Genomic DNA, 21,562 nt, shown 5'->3' on the forward strand with positions numbered 1-21,562 from the left:
AGTATAAAGGAGCAGGAAAGATGACGCTAAAGGAATTACCGATCGGAAAAAGTGCAACCGTTCTTACGGTGGGCGGAGAAGGAGCTTTAAGACAACATTTTCTGGATATGGGTCTGATTCCGGGTGCAGATGTCACAATGGTCAAGTATGCACCGATGGGAGACCCGGTAGAACTTCGGGTACATAGCTATGAGCTGACACTGAGACTGGCAGATGCCGAGAAGATTGATATTGATAATGTCAGAGATGCCGTTGAGGCACCGGAAAAGACGGAGAAAAAGAAGATTCCGCATCCGGGACTCGGAGAAGGCGGAAAATACCATGAGAAAGCAGATGAGAATCCACTTCCGGAGGGAACCACACTGACATTTGCACTGGCAGGCAATCAGAACTGCGGGAAAACGACACTGTTTAATCAGCTGACCGGATCGAATCAGCATGTGGGAAATTTCCCGGGTGTTACGGTAGACCGAAAAGACGGTGTCATCAAGGGACATGCGGATACACTGGTCACGGATCTTCCCGGTATCTATTCCATGTCTCCGTATTCCAGTGAGGAGATTGTAACACGTAACTTTGTGCTGAATGAGCATCCAAAGGGAATTATCAATATTGTAGATGCGACAAATATCGAGCGGAACATGTATCTGACGATGCAGCTGATGGAGCTGGATATTCCGATGGTTCTTGCGTTGAATATGATGGATGAAGTGCGGGAAAACGGCGGCTCCATCCTGGTCAATGAGATGGAGAATGAGCTGGGGATTCCGGTCATTCCGATCTCTGCGGCAAAGAATGAAGGAATCGATGAGCTGGTACAGCATGCGCTTCATGTGGCAAAGTATCAGGAGCGTCCGAGCAGACAGGACTTCTGCGATGCAGACGACAACGGCGGAGCCGTGCACAGATGCCTGCATGGGATCATGCATCTGATCGAGGATCATGCAAAAGAAGCGGATATTCCGGTCCGGTTCGCGGCATGTAAGCTGGCAGAGGGAGATCAGCTGATCCTGGAGCAGCTTCATCTGGATCAGAATGAACAGGATCTGCTGGAGCATATTGTAAAGCAGATGGAGATGGAACGCGGTCTGGACCGCTCGGCTTCGATCGCGGATATGCGTTTTACATTTATTGAAAAAGTATGTAAAGAGACGGTAGTAAAGCCAAGGGAAAGTAAGGAACACTTAAGAAGTATGCGGATGGACAAGATCCTGACGGGAAAATATACGGCGATCCCATGCTTTATCGGAATTATGGCAGCAGTCTTCTGGCTGACCTTTAACGTGATCGGAGCGGCGCTTGCGGATCTTCTGGACCTTGGAGTCACGGCGCTTACGGATGCGGCAGATGCGGTGCTGACTGCATGGAATGTCAACGAGGTACTGCATTCTTTGGTGATTGACGGTATCTTCAATGGTGTGGGAAGTGTCTTAAGCTTCCTTCCGATCATCGTGACGCTGTTCTTCTTCCTGTCCATTCTGGAAGACAGTGGATATATGGCAAGAGTTGCATTTGTGATGGATAAGCTGCTCAGGAAGATCGGTCTGTCGGGTCGAAGTATTGTTCCGATGCTGATCGGATTTGGCTGTACGGTTCCGGGCGTTATGGCAAGCCGTACACTTCCGTCTGAGCGGGACCGTAAGATGACGATCCTGCTGACACCATTTATGAGCTGTTCTGCCAAGCTTCCGATCTATGTGTTTTTTACAGCGGCATTCTTCCCGGAAAACGGGGCAGTAGTAATGATCGCGCTGTACTTCGGAGGCATTCTTGCCGGAATCCTGATGGCGATCTTGCTTCGCGGAACGATGTTCCGGGGAGAAGCAGTTCCGTTTGTTATGGAGCTTCCGAATTACAGGATGCCGGGAGCGAAGAATGTCGGACAGTTGTTGTGGGAAAAAGCAAAAGATTTTCTGCAGAGAGCATTTACGGTCATCTTTATCGCAACGATTGTCATCTGGTTTTTGCAGACATTTGATCTGCATATGAATGTAGTTACGGATTCACAGAACAGTATTCTGGCAATGATCGCCGGAGTGATCGCACCGGTATTTGCTCCGCTGGGATTCGGAGACTGGAGGATCTCTACGGCTCTGATTACCGGTTTTATGGCAAAGGAAAGTGTCGTGTCGACACTTTCGGTACTGTTCGGAACGACCGCACAGCTGACAGGTGTAATCACACCGCTGGCGGCAGCCAGTCTTCTGGCGTTTTGCCTGCTGTATACACCATGTGTTGCGGCTGTGGCATCGATCAAGAGAGAACTTGGAACCGGATGGGCAGCCGGAGTTGTAGTCGGTCAGTGTGTGATAGCATGGCTGGCGGCTTTTCTGGTAAAATGTGTCGGAATGTTATTGATATAAATATACGGTTGATATAAGAATATTATGGATATGAGAATCCTGTCTGTACAGAGACGTCTGTCAATGAGAAAAACAGCAGTCCGAGGAAGAGTGATCTTCCGGGCTGCTGTTTTTCTGAGTATAGGAAAGCAGATGTCTATAACATTTCAATGAATGCGGCGATACGGGTATTCAGCTGTCCGATATCTGCCTGTGAATAATCGGTTTCTACATTAATGTATGGAAGTCCCTTCTGTTCATTGACGAATCTGCGGATCGCAAGAGTCTCTACATTATAAGTATGGCATGCCTGCAGAGTCATCTCCAGGACACCGTCTACCTTGTATTCATCGATCAGTCTTCCGAGCAGCTCCAGTCTGTTCGGGTTTGGAGTCATGACAGAGCATCCGATGTTCAGATAACGTCTTGCGAGTGCATCGTATACATCCGGATTGTCTTCATCTACCAGCTTGTCGATGGATTTGGCACCGCTGCAGTTCTCGTAGGTTACAACGACACCACCGTTGTCTTCTACTGCACGGATGACTTTCTCCGTTGCGCCTCCGATCGGACATCCGGTGATCAGAATACGCGGCTTTTTCTCCAGCATCTTTCCTTCTGCATATTCCGCATTGATCTTTGCGGTCAGTGCATCCACCTCTGCCGGGATGGCAGAACGGTCAAACTTGAAGCCGCTTCCATATAATACCTTGAACAGATCCTGACCGGTGATCGGAGCCGGGTCATTCTGCATCACAGAGTACAGATTCTTTAACGAACGTCTTACTTTATTCTCTTCCCTGATCGCTGCACGGATATCATCTTCCGTAATCGTTACATTGAATTTTTTCTCCAGATATTCTTTGAAGCGGATGATCTCGCTCTTCCAGAGCTTTAATGCCTCTTCCCCCTGTGTGTTTGGGAGTTCCATGATAAATACGTCTTTAAATTCGCGCATATATTCATACATTTTCTTTTTTCCGTCACATGTAGTCTCTCCTACAACTACATCTGAGAAGTAGAAAAATGGGCATTTATCCGTTTTCGCAAATCCATAACTGGACTTGATCAGTGGACAGAGATTCTTCGGCAGATCTTTTTCTGCCTCTGCGATGGTCTCATCGGATGTAGAGCATAATCCTACAGTTGCGGCACCCATCGCCATGGCAATCTCTTTCGGGAAATAAGTACAGTATGCTCCGACAACCGGAACGCCTTTGTCCTTTAATGTTTTTACTGCCAGAAAGGAATTCTTTCTCTGCTCGGCAAATTCTTCAAATACCTCCGGCAAATCTTTAATTACTTCCATATGTATACCTCCGTATCATGCGTTGTTTCATATAAGATATCATAGCATTAGTTTTATTGGTTCGGTAATAGGAAATATTGATATATGAGTATAACTATAGAAGAATTCTATAAGAAATAACTGGACCGTATGGATGACGCGTTCACAGATTAATAAATATCTGTTACAATAGATGTAATGTTGATAGGGAGGAGTCAGTATGGGGAAACGGATCTATTTTGACAACGGAAGTACTTCCTGGCCGAAGGCGCCGAAAGTGGCGGAAGCGATGGCGGGGCTTCTGGAACAGGGTGCATACAATATTAACCGGGGAAATTATGAAGGAGCTTATGAGGTGGAAGGCCTGGTGCTGGAGACGCGGATGCAGATTGCAAGGCTGTTCCATGCCTCGGATTCCAGGTGTGTGATCTTTACACCGGGGATCACGCATTCGCTGAATTACTTTATTAAGGGATTTTTAAAAAGCGGGGATCATGTTCTGGTGACCGGCATGGAACACAATGCGGTTATGCGTCCGTTAAAACAGATGGAAGGAAGAGGTGTGAACTATGACATGGTGCGCACCGCAGCGGACGGCACAGTACTGCCGGAGGATGTGGAACGCGCGATCCGCCCGGATACCCGGGCAGTAATCATGCTGCATGCATCGAACGTATGTGGCACCATCGTACCGATCCGTGAGATCGGAGAGATCTGTGAACGTCATCATCTGTTCTTTGCGGTGGATACGGCACAGAGCGCCGGCACAATCGATGTGGACATGCAGGCTTGTCATATTGATTTTCTTGCATTTACGGGACATAAGGGATTGCTTGGACCCCAGGGGATCGGAGGATTTCTGATCTCGGAAGCTCTGGACGGGGAGATGACGCCCTATATCGCAGGCGGCACCGGAAGTCAGTCGGATTCTCTGGATATGCCGGATTATCTGCCGGATAAATATGAGAGCGGAACGCTGAATCTGCCGGGCATCATCGGTCTGCATGCGGCGCTTTCCTATCTGGAAGAGACCGGGATTGGGACGATCCATCAGAAAAAGATGGCGCTGACACAGTATTTTCTGGAATGTGTGCAGGAGCTTCCGGGAATCCGGATCGCCGGAAAGCAGGATATCAGAGACCGTGTGGCCGTGGTCTCGCTGGACTTTGAAGGAGCAGACAATGCAGTGGTGGCATTTGAACTGGAACAGCAGTACGGCATCATGACACGGGTGGGGCTTCACTGTGCACCGATGGCACATAAGGCTCTCCATACGTATCCGCAGGGAACCGTGCGTTTTGCATTTGGTATGACGAATACCAGAGAAGAGATTGACTGTTGCATCGAAGGAATCCGGGAGATACTGGGTATATAGAAATATCAAATAAATGAAGATATTATATAAAAAATAACGATAACCAATCGGTTTGGTATGCATTGCTCTTGGCTCCTAAAAATGGTACGGTTGACTTATCAAAAAGTCATTCGAAACAGGAGGAAAATAATATGGCTGATTATCGTAAAATGTGGGAAGATCTGGGGATGAACCTTGAAATGCACGATCAATTGTGTGAGGTGCTTCCGCAGGCATTTGGAGATGTGTTCTTATCCCAGGAAAATCGTCCGGACAGTATGGACTATTACAATATGGTTGTGGCAGATATCCATGGCATCCGGCCGGCAGAACTGATTGAACATCAGAAAAAAGGCGGAAAAGTGTTCGGTACATTCTGTGTATACGTTCCGGATGAGATCGTATTTGCGGCAGATGCAATTGCAACCGGATTGTGCGGCGGATCCCAGTTCTGGGTACCGGGCGGCGAGAAAGTGCTTCCAACCAACACCTGTCCATTGATCAAAGCGTCTGTAGGCGCAAGACTGGATCGTACCTGTCCGTTCTTCCGGATTGCAGATATGTATATTGGAGAAACAACCTGCGACGGCAAGAAGAAAGCATGGGAGATTCTGGGAGAGGACGTACCGGTGCATGTGATGGATCTTCCGCAGATGAAACGTGCAAAAGACGTAAAAGCATGGGCAGAAGAGATCGAGACATTCAAGAATGTAGTGGAAGAATTTACCGGCAACGAAGTAACTGCAGAGAAACTTGCCGACAGCATTAAGCTCATCAACAATAAGAGAAAAGCACTGGCACGTCTGTACGACCTTCGTAAGAATGAAAATCTCCCGATCAGCGGCCGTGATGTACTTCTGATCTCTCAGATTGCATTCTATGATGATCCGGCAAGATTCACACAGATGACCAACAAGCTGTGTGACGAACTGGATCAGCGCGTAAAAGACGGTGTGAGTGTCGTTCCTGCAGGAACCAAACGTATCATGCTGACCGGAACACCACTTGCAATTCCGAACTGGAAGTTACATAATATAGTAGAGACGAGCGGCGGCGCGGTTGTCTGTGAAGAAATGTGTACCGGAACCAGATACTTCGAGAATCTGGTGGATGAGACGAAGACAACACTTCCGGAGCAGTACATGGCACTCGCAGAGAGATACATGAACATCAACTGTGCATGCTTCACACCAAACAGCGGCCGTATCGATGATATCTTACGTCTCGCAAAAGAATATAAGGTGGACGGTATCATTGATGTGAACCTGAAGTTCTGTAATCTGTACGACACAGAAGGATACTTCGTAGAACGCGCAATGAAAGAAGCCGGAATCCCTGTACTTGGCATCGAGACAGATTATACAGACAGTGATGCACAGCAGCTTCGTACCAGAGTCAGTGCATTCATAGAGATGCTGAACAACTAGGATAGAGATACTGAGCAACCAGGCTCGGATGTGAGCTGTAACAGATTCATATTCAAAAGAGGTGTTCTTATGCCACAGATCCAGCATTATGTGCTATTTCCCAATCATGACAACGGGATGCGCCTGTATCATGAATTAAAAGCTCTGGGAATCCGGGCGACCATCGCTCCGACACCCAGATCTGCCAGCAAGTGCTGCGGAATCTCCTTACTGGTGCAGGAACAGGATATCGATGCGATCAAGTCCTGTATCGAGGAACATCAGATCGAGATTCTGAAATTCGCTGCCATCGAGCGGGATGTGAACTCCCGGCGGGATAAGTATTGCTAAAGAGGCAATACAGACAACAAGAAGCAAGTCTTAAAATGAAATGAGGTAAAAAAGATGAACTATATAGGAATTGACATCGGATCCACTGCATCCAAAGTAGTCGTGAAAGGAGATGCAGATATCCAGTTTGTTCTGCCGACGGGATGGAGCAGCAAAGAGACCTGTATGACGATCAAAGAGCGTCTGCTGGAGAGCGGCGTGGACGTTCTGTCCGAGGACTCGAAAGTAGTGGCTACGGGATATGGACGTGTGGCAGTAGATTTTGCAGATCATGTAATCACGGAGATCACATGCCATGCAAGAGGCGGACGTGATATGGCCGGAGATGACTGTGCCATCATAGATGTGGGCGGTCAGGATACCAAGATCATTCTTGTGGGAAACGGCATGGTCCAGGATTTCCAGATGAACGACAAATGCTCCGCAGGAACCGGAAAGTTCCTGGAGATCATGGCAAACCGTCTGGGAGTAACACTTCAGGAACTCTTTGATATGGCGGATGCTGGAAAAGTCCTGCCGATCAGTTCACTGTGTACTGTGTTTGCAGAATCCGAAGTCATCAATTACATCGGAGAGGGGCAGAAAAGAGAAGATATTGCTGCCGGAGTTGTTGATTCCGTGGCGAATAAAGTTGCTCAGCTCGCCCAGAAGAAAAACCTGCCCGATAAGGTGATTCTGACAGGCGGATTAAGCAACAGTACTTACTTTACCAGAATCCTTTCCGAAAAACTGGGACAGACGGTAGAACCGACAGAAAACGGAAGATACGCAGGAGCACTGGGGGCTGCACTGCTGGCAAAAGAGAAAAAGAGATAAAGAGATAAAGAGATAAAGAGATAAAGAGAAAACTGAATCCGTAAGATTCATCCAACTATCACATAAGGAAGAAAAAGACCCGATAAATCGAGAGAAAGATTTGTCGGGTCTTTTGTTGTGGTGCGCTATAGTATCCTTCGACTGCACCATAGTGGATTAGGCAAATAGAAAGAAGAATTACATGGAATCTATCTGCCTGAAACTGAGAAAAGAAGGGGCGTAGGAGCAGGTTTTTCAGATAGAATGAGGGAAAACGAAGATTCTATCTGATATAAAGCAAGATAAAGGTGAAAATTAAGCAGATAGGAAATGGAATTATAAAAGATGATATCTGAACTGAAAGATATATTAAGTCAAGAAAAGTAAAATTCTAATTAGAAGCAAGATTCATTCAAATATCATGTAAAGAAGACAAAAAGATTTGATAAAAATGTGTGGATTTATCAGATCTTTTTTTTTGTCGAAAAAAGTCGATTGAAAATTCTAAATATATATAATTGTAATGTTTAATTATAAGTTAATTTGTGGTAATATAAAGAAAATTGATGATAAAAATGAAATAATGTTTAAAAATGTAGAATGGATAAAGAAAAACTAAAATTTGAAATAGAAAAAAGGAGAGGGAGAAAAGGAGAAAGAAGATTAGAGAAAACTGGAAACGTTATGTCGCAGGTTTGTTGATTCTTGCATTGTTATGCAGCACCAGTCAGTTAGAGATACTGGCAGTGGAAACACAGACGGAGGAACAGACAGAACAACAGATATCGGAAGAAACGTCGGCAGACGATTCGTATCAGATTGACAAAAATGATATTATTGCGTCTGAAACAACGGAAGATTCCACAACATATGATGCGGGCAATGGAGTCCGGGTTACAGAGTATTATGGACAGAAGGTTCGGTTTCGAAATGAGGCTGGAGAACTGGTTGATTATGACGCTTCATTGGTAGAAATTACGAATACAGAAAGCAGTCTGGGAAATGTGCTGGACTCTTATGTATATGAGAATAAGACTGGAGATAAGAAGCAATATTTTCCAGAGGATTTGACTTCAGAGACTCCAATCTTAATGGAATATGGAGAGTACCAAATCTCTGTTGCACCTGTGGAAGCGCAGAATACGATGCAGGTGTTGCAGGAATTGTCTGAAGAGGAAATGGCAGATGAAGAGCTGATGGAACCAGAAGTCAGAGAACCTGCGCAGATCTTGCAGGATAGCGTTGAAAATATTTATGAAGAAGAATTGGTTGTTAGAACGATGCTTTATCCATCTGGGGATGAAGCAATCGATTATCAATATACTTCATTGGAACATGGAGTGATAGAAGATATTGTATTATCAGAAGTGCCGGATAATAACACATTTACGTTTCTGTTGAAGATTCCGGGTCTTTCCATTCGGAAAAACCTGGTTAATGAAGGGCTGACAATTTATGATGAGGACAAAATAATTGCTTCTGTTCAAGCTCCGTATATTGAAGATAAAACGGGGACAGTATATGACGAAGATGTTATATATACTTTGGATACGGTAGATGAAGAAATGGGAGTGTATCAGCTATCACTGACTGCCTCGGAAGAATATCTGGGTAGTGCAGATACGCAGTATCCGCTTACAGTCAGTTCTCCCATTAGTTGGAATGATAATTCCAAGATCAGTGATACGTATGTGTTGAGCAGTATGCCGACTTATAACTACTATGAAGCGGGAACCACTTCTTTTTATGTGGGATATGGAAGTAATGGAACTTCCAGATGTTATATTGCTTTTGCAGATCTTGAACAGATTTCTAAGAAGTATATCAAGAGTGCAAGTCTCACATTAACGGAATGTAGTAATTCTTCTGCAGGAAATAAGATTTATGCATATCGAGTAACCAGTGACTGGGATCAGACAGCAATTACCTGGAATAACCAGCCTGGCTGTGACAGTACAGCGATCGGAAGTCTTACCACACAAGGAGGACTGAAAACAGATTCCATGGGGTTAAGGACTTTGTTTCAAAAATATGCAGATGGTGTATATACAAATTATGGAATTGTGTTAAAGAATCCTTATGAAACCAGCTCTGGACATTTTTCTCAGTTCTTTGGAGTCAGGCATGCTACTACAAGTTATCGACCAAAACTCAGAGTTGAATATTACGACAGACCATCCATTCCTACTTCTGTCACTTTGTCTAAGGATTGTGTCAGACCAGGCGATGAGACCACGATCAAATGGAGTGGAATTACATCCAATGATCTGAGCTATGTCCGGTATCGTGTAGAGGAATATGACGAAAAAGAGAATAAAAGAATTGCTGGTGTTGTAGAATATTCGGGTACAAATACCAGTATCGGAACTTCACACACTGGAGAAGCCAATATCAAAGTGGGAGAATCTGTTGAAGAAGGAGAATATAAGACTTATAAAGTGTACATTCAGGGGGTTAGTACCCGTGGTGCAGAAGGAGAAGAAAAAGGTGTTATCCTTCGGGCGGACCATGCACCACCTACCGGAATCATTCGTGTGATTGCAAGTGGAACAGGAGAAGAAGTAGAGGTATTAAAAGATACAGTTACTATTGTTGGTGAAGTGGATGGAACCGGCTCTCCGATTACGAAGAATTATATGGAACTTTACGACAGTGAGGGGAATTTTGTCCGGAATATCTATACGAATCAGACGATGTCAAAAGGACGAACAGTCTATACTCCGGATCTGGAGAATGGAACCTATACTTTGAAGCTTCATGTAGAAGATTCGGTAGGATATACAGCTACAATAGAAAAACAGGTTGAAGTAGTGAATACGCTGGCTGCACCGGTGGTAAAGACTGCATATACCAATTGCGGAACAGCAGAATTCCACTGGGATTTTCCTTATGCGGCAACGGATGTATGCGGGATAGCTTATCGATTTTCTGAAGAGGATACATGGACAACCGTTGAAAATGCTTCTGGGGTCAGCGGCAGTTTCACAATCGCTCTTCCGGATGAGGAGGGAGAACAGGAAATTCGGGTGTGTGGGATTGATGAGACTGGGGCATACGGAGCGGAGACAAGGAGCAGATGTATTATGGATCATACACTCCCGGTTGCAGAGCTTACGAGCGTAGAGCGGGGGCTGGTATATGGAACCATTACGGATGCGAATCTGTCCAATTGGGAAGTGATTCTTAAGCAGACAGGAAGTGACACAGAGGAAATTATATTAGACGGACGAAGAACGGTTGAAAATGCTTTTATTGGTTTATATGATATGAATTCATTGATATCAGGAGTCACTTATGAATTAATACTGAAGGTATATGACAAAGCGGGTAATGTGCAAAGTACCAGTCAGACAATTCTGCGAAACGAAACAGATGTACCGGCGGAGAATCAACCGGCTGTATTTGGTATTCATCGTCCAAACTATACAGCACATAGTTCCAGTCATATTGTGTTTCCGGCAAATACTACCAGCATAGGGTTGAAAGCATGGCCTCTTTATGGAAATCTTCCAGAAGGCAATACCTATTGGTTTTGCAATGGAAAAAAGGTAAGTACGGAAAAAACATGGACGGAGAACTATCCGACGATGACGGAACAGTCATATTCGATACTGGCAGTCATTGAAAAGGATGGAGAAGTCTATTACAGTGACAACCGCATTATCAATAAAGAAATTTTACAGATGGATAAGAAACGTCCTGTAACATTACCGGAAAATTGTGTTTCTTTCCGAGTAAATACAGGAAATATTTCCTGTAGTGTACAGCTTTCCATAGATGGAAAAACGGTGACAGTATCATCAGGTGAAACAATCCATGTCGTAAAGGCGACAAATGGACAACAGGCAACTGCCACCAGTATTAAACTTCTGTCAATCGAGAGTGGGACAGTTGGGGGAATATGGACAGTTGAGGCTGATACGGTGGAAGAAGAGACTTTTGAATTCTCGGAAATGGAAAATTACCATCCAAATGAAGCCGGAGTGAAAGACAAATTGAATTATAAAACATATCTTCGATGGGAAGGATTGAGTGGGGAATGTCCGGAAGATATATCCTATGAAATCTATCGCGGAGATGAACCCGACTTTGCAACGGATGAATATCATCTGACTGCATCCAATGTAAAGGCGAATTACTGGGCGGAGATGAATGTGAATTATTCCCGAACTTTTTATTATAAGATCCGTGCAGTGAAAAAGGATAAGCAGGGAAGAACTATAGATGCCAGTAGTTTTTCTACAGAGATTTCCAGTACAGTAGTGGATGCGGATGAATATGTGAAGCGGATGGGAATCAAGGAGTATTGGGAGTATGCAGAATTCGATACTCCATCCGGAAATGGATATATTGAAAAAAGCAGGGGCAACCTTGTATATTCTCAAGTGGATGCACAGATCCAGAATGAAAAGATCCCGCTCAGTCTGGAAAGGACATATAATAGTCAGTCCACTGCCAAGACCGCTTTTGGAGTAGGCTGGACACATAATTATGATATTGAAATTCTGAATATCTGTGTGAGAGATTCAACAGATTATAAGAATATCGTACTAAAAGATGGAAATGGAACGCTTTTCTTTTTTAATCGGAATACAGACGGAACTTATACTTCTTCTATGGGAAAATATCTGACGTTAAAAAAAGAGGAAAAGACAGAAGAAGTAGAACTTCCGGATCCTTCTGATTCCAGTCAGACATCAGGTAATCAAGAGAATACAACAGATGATGAGGGCAATAAAACGATTAAAGTAAAGGTAATCAGCTCCTTTACAATGAAAACTAAGGATAATGTGGAATATCGATTTAATTCCAGTGGTCAATTGATCTATATGGCAGAGTCGAACGGCAACTTCTTACTTTTTGATCACGATCAGAACAAAGGCTTATTGTCCAAGATTACGACGAACCAGAATCTTACCATGGAGTTTGTATATTATACAGAAGAGGATTATGTAGCAGAAGAAGTGGTTCCTGATGTGTTGACGGTAAAGGAAATCCTGCTTCCGGATGGAAGTAAAGTATCTTATGAATATCTATGCCAGAGCGAGGAAGAAATGATCACTGACCGGTTGACGAAAGTGATACGGACTGGAACAGACAAGACATCAAAACTAAGCTGGACACTGGGATATAACGATGCCAGACAGCTTACTGAGATCTCAGATGCCTGTGGAAATATATACCAGATTGGTTATCAGGGGCAAAAGGCACAACGAGTGACATATCCGAATGGAGAGGCTATCTTTCTGGAGTATGATGAGGAAAAGAACGAGACAATTACTTACAAAGAAGTTAAGGAAAACTCAAATACAGTTCAGATACCTTTGGAAAAAAATATTTTTGAATCATCTTCGGGAAACAGTATAAAGATGGTAACTTATGAAGCAGCTCCGGATCATCATCCTGTAACAGAAGAGAATGATACATATTACCCTTCTGTGACGTATGAATATTCGGATGATATGCGCTCAAAAGAAATCTATCAGAGTGTGTATCAAGTGGTTGAAAATGGAAGAGTTGTGGAAAAAACTATCATGAAAGAAGATACAACGAAATATTCTGAAGAAAAGAATGTGACAGAAGAAGTTGATGAAGATGGAGTGAAGACCACTTACGAGTATGGTAATACGGCAGAGAAGTTGAAGCATCTTCCGACAAAGCGTGTAGAAATGAATAAGGAAGGTCAACAGATCACGGAGGAAACGTATACCTATGATTCTGATGGTAATGTGATTAAAACGGTTGATAAAGTAAGCGGCAGGATTGTTGAGACATCATATTATAAGGAAGATGATATTGATGGCAAATATTCGAAAGGAGACATTCAGAGCGAGACAGAATATTACAACAACGATGATTCCCATAAGTCCTCAACAGAATATCAGTATTCTTATGATAAAGGCGAGAAAAAGGAAGTGATGAAAGAAACTTCTGGTCAGTATAGTGTAACAACTACGACTATATATGATGTAATGGGAAGAGAAAAAAGATCTACAGATACTATTGGAACCACTACTGTTACAGAGTATGATCCGTTTGGGCGCCTCAGCAAAGTGACTGCTACGCAGGGCGATATTACCGATGTAGTGACGCGTGAATATAATGATAATGGATCATTGATTAAAGAAGTGAAGGAAGACGGTACAATCTACAGTTATTCATACGATAATATGAATCGTCTTGTATCGGAAACAATCCAGAAAGATGAATTAAATAAAAGCTGGACAACGGAATATACATATGGAAGTGTAAATCTGCATACCGGAAAAGGCAGGCAACAGGTAGATCATGTTCTGATTACGACGGAGAAGAATCCAGATGGAGATATATTGGAAGTGACCTATACAGATACGTTGGGAAGAATTATTCGCCAGAAACAGAAAGGATTGTATGTAGATTATGTCTACAACAGAGAAGGAAAAGTAGTTACCAGCTGTCAGCTTGGCACCAATCCTGAAAATGAGAATCCGGTTATTACACTATATCTATATGATGAGGGAGGTAACATGTCCGGGCAGATCTTGAATCCGGGCTATGATTCTCAGACAAAGACATATACGGTGAGTGGAGCATCTCTGACTCAGTATATGACATACGATAGTGTGGGTAATATGACTTCGGCAACGGATGGTATGGGTGTTCAGACGTTATATACCTATGATGCTTTTGGAAGAATCACATCTGTGACATTGCCGGGAAGTAGTGAAGGTACAGATAATACTACCAGATATGCGTACGATCAATTTGAACTGAAGACGGATGGAACTTCTGCAAAAACTGGAAATACACAGACCATAACCACGGATGCTATGGGAAGAACTTCGGTAATCACTTATAATACAGAGCAACAAGTGATTCGTATCTCTGATTGTGGAGATGGCGCAGAGGGAACAAATGCAGTCGAACAGATCTATACTTATGACAGCAAAGGCCGTACAGCTTCAGTGGCGGACAGAGGTGGAAATAAGATTACCTATGATTATGATGGAAAAGATCGTATTACGGCGATACACTATTGGAAGAAATCTGAAAATGGATCGGCAGATATCGAAGAGAGCAGAACTTGTTACACGTATGATAAGTCGGATAATATAACGAAGATGGTTGACTATACAGTTACCGGAGGAACAGCTGTGGCATATCGTTATACAGGGTTTTCATACGATCGATTAAAGCGTCTGACGAAATTACTGGAATTAAATACGGATAAGGATAAAGAATCTGATTTGACCGATGCGGAGAAGGCACAGAATGCAACGCATTACCGTTATGATATTGATGGAAATCTACTGTCTGTTACCTACCCGGAATCTGACTGGAATGTGGGGGCATTGGAGTATACGTATGATCAGAACCAGTGGCTGACAACGATTACAGCAGTCATTCGGGATGAGAACGGGAATGTGAACGAGGATTCTGATAGAGCAATCCTTCGTACATATGAATACGATATGTATGGAAATGTATCAAAAATTACAGACTATCGTTCAATGTCCGATGCCGGAGAGAAAGTAGAAAACCCAGAATATACGGTGTGTAGTTATTCGTATGATGCATATTTGCGACCTGCAACTATGACGTACTCAGAAGGAAATAATCCGGGGATTGCGAAAGAAGCGTACACATATACTTACGATAAGAATAGTCGATTAACGCAGGAAACCATTCTGAATCTATATCCATCAGAAGTATCAGATCAGCAGAATGAGCGTAGAAGTTACGTTTATGATGCTAATGGACGTCTGACAGAGACAAGGGTAGATAATCAGATAGATGCATCGAAGAGTTCGATAACATCTTATACCTATGATGCTGTCGGAAATAGAACAGGCCAGACACAGATTGTGGGAGGACAACAGGAAACAACAAGTTATTCCTATAATAGCCTGAACCAGTTAGTGAACAGTATTACAACGAAGGCAGACGGAACACAGACGGAACAGAAAGAATATCAGTATGATGCAGCGGGAAATCAGATCAGGGAGACGGACAGCGTAAGTGGAACAGAGATTATCAATACTTATAATGCAGCGGGACGTCTTGCAAATTGTATAAAAAAAGAAAATGGATCAGTGGTGCTGAATCAGACTAACTTATATAATGGATCTGGTGCGCGAATTCGTAAGACGGAAAATGGAACTGCAACGAACTACTTTTATAGTCAGGGTGGAGTTCTATATACAGAAGATGGAAGCGGAAATGGAACCAGCCTGAACTTACAGGGAATTACAGGTAATATTATAGCAACTGCAAGACAGGAAGACGGAGCAGAAGGATATTATTATTACCATAAGGATCCGGCAGGAAGTATAACAAATCTACGGGATGCGTCTGGAGAAAGTATAGTATCTTATCAGTATTCCGATTTTGGTGAAACTGCAATATACGGGGATACTGACTTCTATAATGAAATATGTTATAATGAAGCTGTCTATGATAAGAGCACTGGGTTATATTATCTGGGGGCAAGATATTATGATCCGGAAAACGGAAGATTTTTAACCAGAGACAGCTATCGGGGGGATAATAAGAATCCGGCCACCCTACATCTGTATATATATTGTGCGAATAACCCGATTAATTACGAAGATCCAGACGGACATATTGCTGTTTCGAGAATTATTGGTGGTATCGTAGGCGGTGTGGCAGGTGCCTGGATTGGGAAAAAGATCGCAAAAAAAACCAAGGCCAAAGGATGGAAGAAGGTTGCGATTATAGCAGGGTGTACAGTAGCAGGGGCTGCTGTTGGAGCACTGGCGGGACCGAGAGTGGCCAAGCTTGCGAAAAAAGTAGCAAGTTATGCGAAAAAAAGATTGCCAAGTAGAACGCAGATGAAAAATATGGCCAGAAGCACCATGAATAAGATCAAGTCAGGTGCGAAGAAAACTGTCTCGAAAACAAAACAAGCCATATCAAAGTCCAAGTCTGAAAAAAGATTGGTAAAGTCTGGAAAAAACACACTGAAAAATGCCATCGTTGAGGGTACAATGGATGGAAGTTTAGAAGCCCTTTCTGGTGGAGATTTTAAAAGAGGATTTGAAAATGGAGTGATAGGAAGTGTAATCCCTGGAAAAAGTGCGATGGTAACGGGACTAACGGGAGCGGCATTAAGTGTAAAAGATTCCATATTGGCAAGTCGAAAAGGAATGAAAAACATAAAGTGTCAGACTGTTATAATGAATGCAGTAGGAAGTGGATTTATGCAAGGAACATTTGCACTGATGGGAAATGCAACAGGGATTTCAGGAGAGATGGACAATTTTATTAATTCATCATCTTTGGCAGATAGAGTAGGAGGGCGTGTGATGCAGTGGATGGGAAAGGTAAACCAAAAGGGAGTTGAGATATCTGTACAGATATTTAGTAGATATGGTTAGTTGCTATGTGAATTAATAAACAAGGAAGGGTAAGTTTATGTATCTTCTGGAATATGTAGAGTTGTTTAGAAATTTTATTGTGAGATGTTTTGCGATATATTATATACCATATGAAATCTTTCGAACAAATAGGAACAGGTTTAAAAAAGGAAAGTCTTATAATTTGTTATCTTTTATTAAATATATAACGCTTTTTTTGACTGTAGGGGTAACGGTATTTATGAATTTATGTGCATGGGAAATACCTATGTTGGTGAACTTTGATTATGAGATTGTTTCAGGGAAAGTAACGCACTATGGACACGAAGGGGGAGGAATAGGAAAGGGAATTAATGCGTTATATCAATATACAGATTTGACTCTCGAATTAAAAGATGGAAAAGAAAAAGTGAAGTGGATATATTCACCAGTGCCGGTTAAAATAGGTGATGTGGTGGAATGTTATAAGAAATCTGTATATTCTGATGAGATGAATGTTTCACAAGTGAATGGGAAAGATGTTTCTGCTGGCTATGGCAAAGGGTGGAGTTATCCGGGAATGTCAACATCCGTACCGAAAATTGCATTATCAATATATCTGGTGGGAGGGAGTATTTTTCATCTCATTATGATTTGTCGAAAAAGAAGAAAATATCGAAGCGGTCGGGTGCGAACTCAATTTATATATGGACGAGATATTGAAAAAGCAGGGTATTTATTTTGGATAGCAGGTATTATTGTGTTTGAAGTAACAGCAATTATTGCAATTATTGGAGTGGGAGAAAACTACATTTTGGGAGTGTGCATGGCAATATCTTCAGATATTTATGCACTTGGGTACCTGATGGTATTTTATGGAAGCTGCCGGGGTGTTGCCTATGAGGACGGAGTATTTCATGTAAATTACAGTAATGGCTGGGAAAGACGTTTTTCGCGAGAAGAGGTTACGGGGATTCAGAATATAAAAGGGGAGAAGTATAGAATCTGTTTTCGGGATGAGCAAGGAAAGGACAATGAAGTACGTGTGACTTTACACCACAAAGAGCAGGAATTGATTTTATTTCCGGAAAAAATGAGTTCCGGTTATTATTAAACATGAGAAGGAGAAAGAGTTATGTATGAATTAATGAGGTTGCCTATGGCACAGGCAGAGAAAATTGTACAGGAACAGCAAAATCAAACTAAGAAAATGGAACGGATTACAATTCCCGGAAATGTCGTTACAAGTGTTTTTTTAATAGCTGCTATGAGTTTCAGAAATCCAAAGAATACATGGATATTTATATTGATATTTGGCATTGGAACAGGATTGATCGGAACTGTATTACTGTTGAGAATGTGTAGTAAAACGAAAAAGAATCTGAGTTTGGTAGAAGCGGGACAAGCGCAATATACGGTGTTGAAGGAGTTGCCCTTGGATGAACCTGTAGAATTTAAAACTGTTGATGGAGGAAAAGTGGAAAAGACTTTTGCGAAAGATACATACTCAAAGTATCAAGGAGAAGTGATATTTGTATGTATACCGGAAACGGGATGGTGTCATTTGTATGAATCAAATGTAATAGTAAAATAGTGTCAGGGAAAACGCTGAAAATAGCAGGGAGGAGGGATAGATATGAAGAAGAAGTATACCCCATATGTGATGGCTGTCTTTCTTGTGATATGTATGTTTGCTGTTTTCCGTATGGATACCTGTGCCAGCAATGGGTGGTTTCAGGAAGAGGGTGTCTGGTTTTATCGTGATTCAAATGGAAATCTTTGCCATGGGTGGCAGACAATTAACGGTAAACAATATTATTTTGATCCGGCGGATGCACATATGTATAGTAGTGGCTGGCAATTTATTGCGGAGGAAAATAAGTCCTATTGTTTTACGGGAAACGGTGATCTATATACTGGATGGAAAAAAGAGGATATTTTTGGCTGGTATTATATTGAAAATGGATTATACTTTGATGGATGGAAGAAAGATGGGACAAAATGGTATTACGTCAAAGATGGACGTATGATATACAATCGGCATACGTATCTGATTGATGGAAAATATTATGGGTTTGGCTCTGGAGGTGCGATGCTGACTGGGTGGAACAAGGTTGTTCGAACATTGTCTGATGGAACAACGGATACAGATTGGTATTATTATAACACCAATGGTTCTGCACCAAATGGGTGGCTTCAGATTAACAATGTCTGGTACTATTTTTACAACGGATGGATGGCGGATGATGGTGTCAGGCTGGATGAAACGGCGAATATCAATTATTCTTTTAATGATGACGGTACTATGATGACTAGCAAATGGTATCAGGACTGGTGGTCAGGAGAGTGGTATTATTTTGGATCAAATGGAAAGGGATTGAATGGCTGGATTCAGGGAAAGAACGGTTGGTATTATTGTGTGAATGGCAGGATGCTTTATGACTGTTGGTATCAGACAGGAACGAATGAATACTCACAATTTGATGAAAATGGTGTATGGATTGGAACATCTTCAAGTCCGGGAGAATAGACCTATTTTTAGGAAAGGGAGAAATGGTAGATATGGGAATATTTGATAAACTGAAGAAATCAAAAAAACAGTTAGAGATAACCGGGATGGATGTAATCGACAAAAGTGACTGGTTAAAAGTTTTTTCTTCTTGTCTGGGAAAGATGATGGCTATTCAGAATCATGCAGGCAAGTGTATTGTAAAAGGACAGACTTGGAATGTAGATTTTACAACAGGAACGATTGCTTTCGGGGAGGACAGGTTCCCGATACAGCTGATCGGAACTGAGTCGAACACCAGTCATACCTGGATGTGGGGATGGAATAATGTGAATCATCTTCCGGAAGATCTGATTGCTTTGCCAAAGGAGATGCTGAATAAAGGAGAGGAATGGAATCTGGATCCGCTTCGATTATCGAAATTTGAGTTGAACGATATATTTAACGGACATAATATGTCTGTTGCTGCGTGTGGATTAAGTGATCGAAACTATTTTTATTATCGTGCACCTCACAAAGATGGTGCAATCTTCTTAGCGGTAGGCAATGCTCCGGAAGAAGTATTCGCACCGGTGGATATGGATGAGTTCATCAATCTGACGGTAGAATGTGCACAACAATTCCTGCCGCTTCATCATAAGATTTTTGTGGAGAGTTTTTTGAAGTGGAATCAAGTCGATTTTGACTTTGAGAAAGACAGAATCATTGCTCATTTTCAACAGGATTTACATATTATTTTTGAGCAAAGCAGCGGAGAGTATCGCATCGATTCACTCAGTGTGGTGTAAATATCATCTCATTTAGCTATGATAAAGACATGATGAAACGTTAATATTATAACAAGAAGTCGTAAGGAGGAGTCGAGATGGCGAATATATTAATCAGCCCCGGCAAATATGTACAGGGTGCAGGCGAGATGAAAAAGCTTGGAACGTATGCGTCCAAATACGGAAAGAAGGCACTCGTGTTGATTACAGAATCCGGATATAAGCGTATTGGAGAGACTGTATCCGGAAGCTTCGAAGGAACGGATGTGGAAGCAGTATATGAGTATTTCAACAGGGAATGCTGTAAGACTGAAATTCACCGTCTGGTGGAGATTATGAATCAGACGGGCTGCGATATGGTGATTGGTATCGGAGGCGGAAAGATCCTGGATACGGCAAAAGCGGTTGCCTACTATAAAGAAGTTCCCGTTCTGATCTGTCCGACGATCGCATCTACGGATGCGCCGTGCAGTGCGCTGGCTGTGATCTATACAGATGACGGGGTTTTTGAAGAGTACCTGTTCTTCCCGTCTAATCCGAATCTGGTATTGATGGATACCGAGATTATCGCAAAGTCTCCGGTTCGCCTGACGATCTCCGGTATGGGAGACGCGCTGGCAACCTACTTTGAGGCAAGGGCCTGCCAGGCAAGCGGAGCGATCTCCTGTGCGGGAGGACAGACAACCTCTGCAGCAATTGCACTTGCAAAGCTGTGTTTTGACACTCTGATGGAAGAAGGAGTAAAGGCGAAGCTGGCACTGGAAGCCGGGGCATGTACACCGGCAGTGGAAAAGATCATTGAAGCCAATACGCTTCTGAGCGGAATCGGCTTTGAAAGTGCCGGGCTTGCAGGCGCGCATGCGATTCACAATGGACTGACGGTACTGGAAGAATGCCACCACATGTATCACGGCGAAAAAGTTGCGTTTGGAACGATCACGCAGCTGGTACTGGAGAATATATCTGCCGGAGAGTTGGAGGATATTATCGACTGGTGTATCGAACTGGGTCTTCCGGTGACTCTGAAAGAGCTGGGTGTGACAGAGGTGACGGATGAGAAGATTATGGCAGTTGCGACTGCGGCATGTGCAGAAAATGATACCTTGCACAATATGCCGTTTGCGGTGACTCCTGAGACAGTTGCAGCAGCGATTAAGGCAGCAGATGCATATGGAAGATATTTTCTGGGCGAATCATAAGCGAGGATAGGAAGCGGAAAGGGACTGAAGCAAAAGATGGAAAGAACTCGTATGGAGTACATCTATGTTTTGCTACAGTCCCTGTTTTTGTGTCGTGTGTCCAGCGAAGCTGGACCACACTTGCCGGTGTAAGTCCGGTCACGGTAATCGCCAGTGAGCCGTGTAGCTAAACTCAGTGCGTTGTAGTAATACAGGGTGCTAAGCGAGTGGATAAAG

12 protein-coding genes are annotated in these 21,562 nt (G+C 43.0%); 11 read left to right on the plus strand and 1 reads right to left on the minus strand.

What is annotated here, in order from left to right:
- Window positions 1–20: 20 nt before the first annotated feature.
- Complete coding sequence (gene feoB, locus ABE547_RS10575) at window positions 21–2,363, plus strand: ferrous iron transport protein B (protein WP_347378749.1); 2,343 nt, start codon at window positions 21–23, stop codon at window positions 2,361–2,363.
- Window positions 2,364–2,499: 136 nt separating this feature from the next.
- Here the strand turns inward: feoB and ABE547_RS10580 are convergent, their stop codons facing one another.
- Window positions 2,500–3,651 carry a double-cubane-cluster-containing anaerobic reductase gene (locus ABE547_RS10580; protein WP_347378750.1) on the minus strand — a complete coding sequence of 384 codons (1,152 nt, stop codon included), beginning with the start codon at window positions 3,649–3,651 and terminating at the stop codon, window positions 2,500–2,502.
- Between the two features lie 199 nt (window positions 3,652–3,850).
- Here ABE547_RS10580 and ABE547_RS10585 point away from each other — a divergent pair, with 199 nt between their 5' ends.
- The 10 genes from ABE547_RS10585 (at window position 3,851) to ABE547_RS10630 (ending at window position 21,346) form a co-directional block, all read left to right on the plus strand.
- Window positions 3,851–5,005 carry an aminotransferase class V-fold PLP-dependent enzyme gene (locus ABE547_RS10585; RefSeq protein WP_347378751.1) on the plus strand — a complete coding sequence of 385 codons (1,155 nt, stop codon included), beginning with the start codon at window positions 3,851–3,853 and terminating at the stop codon, window positions 5,003–5,005.
- A 131-nt stretch (window positions 5,006–5,136) separates the two neighbouring features.
- The gene (locus ABE547_RS10590) at window positions 5,137–6,411 is read left to right on the plus strand and encodes a double-cubane-cluster-containing anaerobic reductase (RefSeq protein ID WP_347378752.1); all 1,275 of its coding nucleotides are present in this window, start codon (window positions 5,137–5,139) and stop codon (window positions 6,409–6,411) included.
- Between the two features lie 69 nt (window positions 6,412–6,480).
- Window positions 6,481–6,741 (plus strand): DUF3343 domain-containing protein, encoded by a 261-nt coding sequence (locus tag ABE547_RS10595; RefSeq protein WP_347378753.1) that lies wholly within the window; start codon window positions 6,481–6,483, stop codon window positions 6,739–6,741.
- A 54-nt stretch (window positions 6,742–6,795) separates the two neighbouring features.
- A complete protein-coding gene (locus tag ABE547_RS10600) occupies window positions 6,796–7,557 on the plus strand; it encodes an acyl-CoA dehydratase activase (protein ID WP_235248601.1) in 762 nt (253 codons plus the stop codon).
- Window positions 7,558–8,282: 725 nt separating this feature from the next.
- On the plus strand, window positions 8,283–16,913 hold the full coding sequence (locus ABE547_RS10605; protein ID WP_347378754.1) for a DNRLRE domain-containing protein: 8,631 nt from the start codon (window positions 8,283–8,285) through the stop codon (window positions 16,911–16,913).
- 37 nt (window positions 16,914–16,950) lie between these two features.
- A complete protein-coding gene (locus tag ABE547_RS10610) occupies window positions 16,951–17,985 on the plus strand; it encodes a hypothetical protein (protein ID WP_347378755.1) in 1,035 nt (344 codons plus the stop codon).
- Window positions 17,986–18,006: 21 nt separating this feature from the next.
- On the plus strand, window positions 18,007–18,465 hold the full coding sequence (locus ABE547_RS10615; protein WP_347378756.1) for a hypothetical protein: 459 nt from the start codon (window positions 18,007–18,009) through the stop codon (window positions 18,463–18,465).
- Between the two features lie 42 nt (window positions 18,466–18,507).
- Complete coding sequence (locus tag ABE547_RS10620) at window positions 18,508–19,401, plus strand: hypothetical protein (protein WP_347378757.1); 894 nt, start codon at window positions 18,508–18,510, stop codon at window positions 19,399–19,401.
- 32 nt (window positions 19,402–19,433) lie between these two features.
- A complete protein-coding gene (locus ABE547_RS10625; protein ID WP_347378758.1) occupies window positions 19,434–20,168 on the plus strand; it encodes a DUF6882 domain-containing protein in 735 nt (244 codons plus the stop codon).
- A 77-nt stretch (window positions 20,169–20,245) separates the two neighbouring features.
- On the plus strand, window positions 20,246–21,346 hold the full coding sequence (locus ABE547_RS10630; protein ID WP_347378759.1) for a glycerol dehydrogenase: 1,101 nt from the start codon (window positions 20,246–20,248) through the stop codon (window positions 21,344–21,346).
- Window positions 21,347–21,562: the final 216 nt, after the last annotated feature.

The organism is Dorea sp. YH-dor226, from assembly GCF_039832105.1.
Lineage (GTDB): Bacteria > Bacillota > Clostridia > Lachnospirales > Lachnospiraceae > Dorea_A.